Origin of the sequence: Collinsella aerofaciens (assembly GCF_015670745.1) — a bacterium.
In the GTDB taxonomy this organism is placed as follows: domain Bacteria; phylum Actinomycetota; class Coriobacteriia; order Coriobacteriales; family Coriobacteriaceae; genus Collinsella; species Collinsella aerofaciens_T.
This window is the reverse complement of the sequence record NZ_JADPCH010000035.1, coordinates 1-5,926: the sequence shown is the minus strand read 5'-3', so window position 1 is coordinate 5,926 and position 5,926 is coordinate 1. Positions and strand designations below refer to the sequence as shown.

General features: G+C 60.5%; 6 protein-coding genes. All 6 read left to right on the top strand.

What is annotated here, in order from left to right:
- Nucleotides 1-767, top strand: a 767-nt coding sequence (locus tag I4W07_RS09000; RefSeq protein ID WP_196026412.1) for a PTS mannose/fructose/sorbose/N-acetylgalactosamine transporter subunit IIC, incomplete at its 5' end; no start/stop codon positions are given.
- A complete protein-coding gene (locus tag I4W07_RS08995; protein WP_196022811.1) occupies nucleotides 748-1,581 on the top strand; it encodes a PTS system mannose/fructose/sorbose family transporter subunit IID in 834 nt (277 codons plus the stop codon). The genes I4W07_RS09000 and I4W07_RS08995, both read left to right, overlap by 20 nt.
- A gap of 88 nt (nucleotides 1,582-1,669) precedes the next feature.
- On the top strand, nucleotides 1,670-2,560 hold the full coding sequence (locus tag I4W07_RS08990) for a DMT family transporter (protein ID WP_271739786.1): 891 nt from the start codon (nucleotides 1,670-1,672) through the stop codon (nucleotides 2,558-2,560).
- A gap of 225 nt (nucleotides 2,561-2,785) precedes the next feature.
- Entirely contained in the window at nucleotides 2,786-3,559 is a 774-nt protein-coding gene (locus I4W07_RS08985) for a PTS mannose/fructose/sorbose/N-acetylgalactosamine transporter subunit IIC (protein ID WP_196026411.1), read from the top strand.
- Nucleotides 3,540-4,373, top strand: coding sequence for a PTS system mannose/fructose/sorbose family transporter subunit IID (locus I4W07_RS08980; protein ID WP_196022811.1), 834 nt, complete (start codon nucleotides 3,540-3,542; stop codon nucleotides 4,371-4,373). Before I4W07_RS08985 ends, I4W07_RS08980 begins: the two co-directional genes overlap by 20 nt.
- Before the next feature lie 91 nt (nucleotides 4,374-4,464).
- Nucleotides 4,465-5,679: an MFS transporter gene (locus tag I4W07_RS08975; RefSeq protein WP_196026410.1), complete on the top strand. Its 1,215-nt coding sequence runs from the start codon at nucleotides 4,465-4,467 to the stop codon at nucleotides 5,677-5,679.
- Nucleotides 5,680-5,926 lie beyond the last annotated feature (247 nt).

Here is a 5,926-nt window from a genome sequence, read left to right as displayed (position 1 = left end):
CCCAAGCAATCCTCATCGGACTTATCGCCGCATTTGGTAAGTTCGACTGCCAGCTCGGTACGCTCTACGCGTTCCGCCCCATCGTCCTGTGCCCGCTCGTGGGCCTGGTGCTGGGGGACCTGCAGTCCGGCCTCGCGATCGGTGCGAGCCTGGAGCTGCTGTTCATGGGCTCGATCTCCATCGGCGCCTACGTGCCGCCCGATGAGACGATCGGCGGCGTGCTCGCCTGCGCCTTCGCTATCCAGCTGGGCCAGAGCACCGAGGCAGCCATCGCGCTTGCCATGCCCATCGCCACGCTGTGCCTTGCCATCAAGAACATCCTCAACGCCGCCCTGCCGATCCTGGTCGACCGCGCTGATGTCTACTCCGGCCAGGGCAACCTTAAGGGTGTCTATGCGATGCACTTCCTGATCGGTTTGACCGGTATCATCATGGCGTTCCTGCTGTGCTCGCTGTCGTTCTATCTGGGTGCTGACGCCATCCAGGGCCTGCTCGACTTCATCCCGCCCTTTGTCCTTGCTGGCTTTGGCGTTGCCGCCAACTTCCTGCCTGCCATGGGCTTCGCCATGCTCGGCCGCCTGGTGCTCACCAAGCAGCTCGTGCCCTTCTACTTCCTGGGCTTCCTGCTGTGCTCCTACGCCAACGTGCCCGTCCTGGGCGTCGCCCTGATCGCCATCATCATCGGCATCGACAAGTTCGACCTGCTCGGCCTGGGCGGAGCCCAGCCCCAGCTCTCCGCGGAAGGGGATGAGGACGATGACTTCTAGTCCCGAGAACAAGATCACGCGCTCCGACCTCGTCAAGAGCGCCGTCAACGTCGGCGCCCTGGGCATGGAGTTCTCCTGGACCTACTACAAGCAGATGAACATCGCCTTCTGCCTGATGGTCGCCAACATGCTCAAGAAGATCTACGCCGGCCGCCCCGACGACTACGCCGCGGCCCTGCACCGCCACTGCGCGTTCTTCAACATCACCGTCCAGTTTGCCCCGTTCGTCGGCGGCATCGCGATGGCCATGGAGGAGAAGGTCGCCCGCGGCGAGATCGAGCCCGAGAGCGTCAACGACGTCAAGGCCGCCCTCATGGGTCCGCTGTCCGGCATCGGCGACTCCATCTTCCTGTCGACGCTGCGCGTGGTCGCCGCCGCGGTGGGCATCAGCCTGTGCCAGGCCGGCAACCCCTTCGGCCCCATCGCCTTCCTGCTCATCTACAACGTCCCCGGCTTCGCGCTGCGCATCTGGGGCGCCGTCAAGGGCTACGAGCTGGGCGTGGGCTTCCTGGACGAGGCCCAGAGGACCGGCCTCATGCAGAAGATCATGACCTGCGTGGGAATCGTGGGCGTCATGGTCGTGGGCGCCATGTGCAAGGACATGTTCTGGGCCAGCATCCCGGTGGCCATCGGCTCGGGCGACGACGCCCAGACCCTCCAGGACATCCTGGACGGCATCATGCCCGGCATGCTCGGCATGATAGCCTTCTGGCTGTACTACTGGCTGCTGTCCAAGAAGATCAACCCCATGGTGCTGATCGTGGCCACCATGGTCGTGGGCATCATCGGCGCGTTCTTCGGCGTGCTGGCGTAGGTTCCTGCGTTCTATTCTGCCCCCAAGGGAAACGGCGACCCATTGCGGTCGCCGTTTTTTATTACCGAAAGCTAGCCGGAGGTGCTTCGTGATTCGATCTGACAATCCATCCGATAATGGCGTGAGCGGGGCAATGTATCTATTTGGCACGGCGCTCTTGTGGAGTTTTATCGGCATCCTCGTTCGCGCCAATTCGCAGTCGGCTCTTTTGATCGGTGCCGTTACGGCAATATTTATGGCGCTCTTTATCCTGCTCGTCGGTAGGCCTGTCCTCCGCGTCAGCCGTCTTATTGCCCTTGTGGCCGTCTGCAACTTCGTGACGGGCACCACGTTTAACTTTGCCAACCAGCTCACGACGGTCGGCAACGCGATCGTTCTGCAGTACACCTCGATGATTTTCGTTATCGTGTATCAATCGCTCGCAACCCGCACGTTGCCCTCGCCTGCGAAGATTGCCTCCGTGGTGGTTGCTTTTACGGGTATGGGACTTTTCTTTTTAGGCGATTTGAGTGCCGAGGGCATGCTCGGCAACCTGCTTGCCGTCATTTCGGGAGCCACCTTTGGGCTGTGTTTCTTTTTGAACTCTCGCCCCGATGCGTCGCCCATGGTGTCCTCGCTCATCTCCTGCGGTATCTCGATGCTGCCGATCGTCTATTTTGCTGGCGCCCTAGACTCCGTGAGACCATTTGAGTGGGGGCTCATGCTGGTGCATGGCCTTTTTTGCAGTGGCCTTGCGAGCGTGCTGTATGCCAAGGGGATCGCGCGAACCAACGCGTTTGCGGCCAACTTGGTTTGCATGAGCGAGGTCGTGCTCGCTCCCTGCTGGTCGGCGCTCTTCTTTGGCGAGGTCTTTCGCTGGAACGAGTTTTTGGGCGCGGCGATTATCGTTTTGGTGATTGTGGCCAACTTGGCATCCGATGCCTTTGGCGATGGCTTTCTGGTGGCGCTTGTCCGCCATCGAAACAAAGAGCGCGCCTGATGGGATACGTCTGCCGTTTACGGTAAAAAACACCCCGCTGAGCGGGTGGTATTAAATAGTAAGAACCTGCATATCTATAATTGGTATCAAATCATTTGTGCCTGGCATGGGTGTTAGCAGCACACCAGGTACGCTTCGAGCCGTGGAATCGAACTCCCGGAATTGATATCAACAACGCGCGCGACGGGAGTGACGACGGTTCGAGATTCCTTATTGGGAGGAATTATGCTTGTCCAAGCAATCCTCATCGGACTTATCGCCGCATTTGGTAAGTTCGACTGCCAGCTCGGTACGCTCTACGCGTTCCGCCCCATCGTCCTGTGCCCGCTCGTGGGCCTGGTGCTGGGGGACCTGCAGTCCGGCCTCGCGATCGGTGCGAGCCTGGAGCTGCTGTTCATGGGCTCGATCTCCATCGGCGCCTACGTGCCGCCCGATGAGACGATCGGCGGCGTGCTCGCCTGCGCCTTCGCTATCCAGCTGGGCCAGAGCACCGAGGCAGCCATCGCGCTTGCCATGCCCATCGCCACGCTGTGCCTTGCCATCAAGAACATCCTCAACGCCGCCCTGCCGATCCTGGTCGACCGCGCTGATGTCTACTCCGGCCAGGGCAACCTTAAGGGTGTCTATGCGATGCACTTCCTGATCGGTTTGACCGGTATCATCATGGCGTTCCTGCTGTGCTCGCTGTCGTTCTATCTGGGTGCTGACGCCATCCAGGGCCTGCTCGACTTCATCCCGCCCTTTGTCCTTGCTGGCTTTGGCGTTGCCGCCAACTTCCTGCCTGCCATGGGCTTCGCCATGCTCGGCCGCCTGGTGCTCACCAAGCAGCTCGTGCCCTTCTACTTCCTGGGCTTCCTGCTGTGCTCCTACGCCAACGTGCCCGTCCTGGGCGTCGCCCTGATCGCCATCATCATCGGCATCGACAAGTTCGACCTGCTCGGCCTGGGCGGAGCCCAGCCCCAGCTCTCCGCGGAAGGGGATGAGGACGATGACTTCTAGTCCCGAGAACAAGATCACGCGCTCCGACCTCGTCAAGAGCGCCGTCAACGTCGGCGCCCTGGGCATGGAGTTCTCCTGGACCTACTACAAGCAGATGAACATCGCCTTCTGCCTGATGGTCGCCAACATGCTCAAGAAGATCTACGCCGGCCGCCCCGACGACTACGCCGCGGCCCTGCACCGCCACTGCGCGTTCTTCAACATCACCGTCCAGTTTGCCCCGTTCGTCGGCGGCATCGCGATGGCCATGGAGGAGAAGGTCGCCCGCGGCGAGATCGAGCCCGAGAGCGTCAACGACGTCAAGGCCGCCCTCATGGGTCCGCTGTCCGGCATCGGCGACTCCATCTTCCTGTCGACGCTGCGCGTGGTCGCCGCCGCGGTGGGCATCAGCCTGTGCCAGGCCGGCAACCCCTTCGGCCCCATCGCCTTCCTGCTCATCTACAACGTCCCCGGCTTCGCGCTGCGCATCTGGGGCGCCGTCAAGGGCTACGAGCTGGGCGTGGGCTTCCTGGACGAGGCCCAGAGGACCGGCCTCATGCAGAAGATCATGACCTGCGTGGGAATCGTGGGCGTCATGGTCGTGGGCGCCATGTGCAAGGACATGTTCTGGGCCAGCATCCCGGTGGCCATCGGCTCGGGCGACGACGCCCAGACCCTCCAGGACATCCTGGACGGCATCATGCCCGGCATGCTCGGCATGATAGCCTTCTGGCTGTACTACTGGCTGCTGTCCAAGAAGATCAACCCCATGGTGCTGATCGTGGCCACCATGGTCGTGGGCATCATCGGCGCGTTCTTCGGCGTGCTGGCGTAAGGGCCCGGCTGCATAGATTTTCGTTGCAACCTGGAAAGGGGATGGAGCAGGCCTATGCCCTCCATCCCCTTTTTGTATAGAAGGAGTTCGTATGTTCGCGAAGGATCGCGAAGCAATGCGCCTGACGCCGGCAGAGGTCAGGCTGATTCTTATTGAGTCCCTACAGTGGTGCGCCAACAACGCGGTCTACTTTTTGGGACTTATCGGTGCGGCCACGTATGATCTGGCTGGCACGGCCTTTTTGGTTGCTGCCATTACGCTCGTACGCAATCTTATGACGTCGGCGGGCAATATGGTGTCGGGCTCGGTCATCGACCGCTTTGGACCGCGCCGGACGTCGTTTGTGACGTGCGTGATTACGGCGGTGCTATCGCTTGGCGTGGGGTTGGCGCCGTTGTCTGTCCCCGGGCTTGTGTTTGCCGCGTGCGTCTTGGGGCTTGCGGGCGGCTTTATCAACACCTGCACGCATGCGTTTCCGGGATACCTGGAGTCGACCACCGAGGGCCGTACCCGCGTGAACGGTCTCATGGTGTTCTACAGCAATATCGCCTATACCGCTGGCCCGCTGCTCGGTGGTGCCATCGTGAGCTGTTTTGCCACGCAATCGGTCTATCTGCTCATGGCGGGCATGATGGGTGTGGCGGCCGTGCTCTCCTTGGGCTGTCACGAGTGTGTTGCTCCCGCAAAAGGGGAGAAGCCGAAGGGCGGTATTCTGGGCGGCATGGCCGAGGGCGCGCGACTTACGTTTCGCGACCACGACTTGCGCCTCATCTTTATCTCGGGCTTTTTGGGTTTCTTTGCGTTTGGCGCGTTCGATTCGCTTGAGTCGTTGTTCTACCGCGATGTGCTCAACGTGGATATCGTCTGGCTGGGCTGGCTGTCCTCGGTCGTGGGCCTCACTTCCTCGGTGGGTGCGTTCATCCTGACCAAGCTTCCTGCTCGCCATGTCAACCTGCGATTGTTGCTCGGCGTGCTCATGGCCGTGGGCATTGGGTCCATGGTGTACGTGGGCACCGATATGCTGGGGGTCGCGATTATCGGTCAGGCGATTAACGGTCTGGCCTGGGGATTCCTGGAACCGCTGCAGATGATCTTGATTCAGGAGCGCGCCGACATCAAATACCTGGGGCGCATTACCGGCTTTGTGCGCTTTGGCCTGATGAGCGCCGGCGTGCTGCCGCTGCTGGCGGCTCCGTTTTTGGCGGAGGCTTTGGGCGTCCAGGCGGTGCTGTTTGGGGCATCGACCATTATTGCGCTGGTAGGAACGCTGTTCTTTGCCACACAAGGGAGGCGCCAGAGGCGTTAGCTATACATTCAATTCTAATTTAATACCACTCACCAGAGAATTTCGACCGTTCACCGAGGATTGGAGCAGATTGATAAGTGGTATTAAAAATACGTTAGGTGTATGTCTATAATTGGTATCGAAAAGAAACGCGATGTATAGAGTTGCGTGCAGGACAGAAAGGAAAAGCCATGAAGGAAACCGAGAAGATCGAGATCATGCATTTCGACCAGGAGGGCTATCTCGAGGACGGCAAGGCGCTCTACGA

Excerpts from the sequence above, each read along its gene's own strand:
- I4W07_RS08980 (WP_196022811.1), top strand. The coding sequence starts at position 3,540 with ATGAGGACGATGACTTCTAGTCCCGAGAACAAGATCACGCGCTCCGAC.
- I4W07_RS08995 (WP_196022811.1), top strand. The coding sequence starts at position 748 with ATGAGGACGATGACTTCTAGTCCCGAGAACAAGATCACGCGCTCCGAC.
- I4W07_RS08985 (WP_196026411.1), top strand. The coding sequence starts at position 2,786 with ATGCTTGTCCAAGCAATCCTCATCGGACTTATCGCCGCATTTGGTAAG.
- I4W07_RS08975 (WP_196026410.1), top strand. The coding sequence starts at position 4,465 with ATGTTCGCGAAGGATCGCGAAGCAATGCGCCTGACGCCGGCAGAGGTC.